Below are 1,504 nucleotides of genomic sequence, written 5' to 3' on the forward strand. Positions count from 1 at the left end.
GTGGCACCTTCCAGGGTCAAGGAAGGCACGGGGGAGGGGCAAACAACAGATGGCTGGCAACTAGAAGGCACAGTCGAGGTCGAGGTCGACGGTATCGATGCGGGGAGGCGGCCCAAAGGGAGATCCGACTCGTCTGAGGGCGAAGGCGAAGACGCGGAAGAGGCCGCAGAGCCGGCAGCAGGCCGCGGGAAGGAAGGTCCGCTGGATTGAGGGCCGAAGGGACGTAGCAGAAGGACGTCCCGCGCAGAATCCAGGTGGCAACACAGGCGAGCAGCCAAGGAAAGGACGATGATTTCCCCGACAACACCACGGAATTGTCAGTGCCCAACAGCCGAGCCCCTGTCCAGCAGCGGGCAAGGCAGGCGGCGATGAGTTCCGCCGTGGCAATAGGGAGGGGGAAAGCGAAAGTCCCGGAAAGGAGCTGACAGGTGGTGGCAATGCCCCAACCAGTGGGGGTTGCGTCAGCAAACACAGTGCACACCACGCCACGTTGCCTGACAACGGGCCACAACTCCTCATAAAGAGACAGCAACCAGGATTTATACAAGGAGGAGAAAATGAAAGCCATACGGGAAGCAATAGCATGATACAAAGGCATTAAAGCAGCGTATCCACATAGCGTAAAAGGAGCAACATAGTTAAGAATACCAGTCAATCTTTCACAAATTTTGTAATCCAGAGGTTGATTATCAAGCTTGCATGCCTGCAGGTCGACTCTAGAGTCGCGGCCTTACTTGTACAGCTCGTCCATGCCGCCGGTGGAGTGGCGGCCCTCGGCGCGTTCGTACTGTTCCACGATGGTGTAGTCCTCGTTGTGGGAGGTGATGTCCAACTTGATGTTGACGTTGTAGGCGCCGGGCAGCTGCACGGGCTTCTTGGCCTTGTAGGTGGTCTTGACCTCAGCGTCGTAGTGGCCGCCGTCCTTCAGCTTCAGCCTCTGCTTGATCTCGCCCTTCAGGGCGCCGTCCTCGGGGTACATCCGCTCGGAGGAGGCCTCCCAGCCCATGGTCTTCTTCTGCATTACGGGGCCGTCGGAGGGGAAGTTGGTGCCGCGCAGCTTCACCTTGTAGATGAACTCGCCGTCCTGCAGGGAGGAGTCCTGGGTCACGGTCACCACGCCGCCGTCCTCGAAGTTCATCACGCGCTCCCACTTGAAGCCCTCGGGGAAGGACAGCTTCAAGTAGTCGGGGATGTCGGCGGGGTGCTTCACGTAGGCCTTGGAGCCGTACATGAACTGAGGGGACAGGATGTCCCAGGCGAAGGGCAGGGGGCCACCCTTGGTCACCTTCAGCTTGGCGGTCTGGGTGCCCTCGTAGGGGCGGCCCTCGCCCTCGCCCTCGATCTCGAACTCGTGGCCGTTCACGGAGCCCTCCATGTGCACCTTGAAGCGCATGAACTCCTTGATGATGGCCATGTTATCCTCCTCGCCCTTGCTCACCATAGGTCCAGGGTTCTCCTCCACGTCTCCAGCCTGCTTCAGCAGGCTGAAGTTAGTAGCGGATCC

2 protein-coding genes are annotated in these 1,504 nt (G+C 59.7%); one reads left to right on the forward strand and one right to left on the reverse strand.

Features of this window, described 5'->3' with window-relative positions; genetic code table 11:
• Positions 1-210, forward strand: a 210-nt coding sequence (locus H0H10_RS41620) for a hypothetical protein (protein ID WP_223179362.1), incomplete at its 5' end; no start/stop codon positions are given.
• Between the two features lie 520 nt (positions 211-730).
• Here H0H10_RS41620 and H0H10_RS41625 read toward each other — a convergent pair.
• Positions 731-1,414, reverse strand: a complete 684-nt coding sequence (locus tag H0H10_RS41625) for a hypothetical protein (RefSeq protein WP_139162151.1) — start codon at positions 1,412-1,414, stop codon at positions 731-733.
• Positions 1,415-1,504: the final 90 nt, after the last annotated feature.

The sequence above is a fragment of the Streptomyces griseicoloratus genome (assembly GCF_014534645.1).
Classification (GTDB): Bacteria; Actinomycetota; Actinomycetes; order Streptomycetales; family Streptomycetaceae; genus Streptomyces; species Streptomyces griseicoloratus.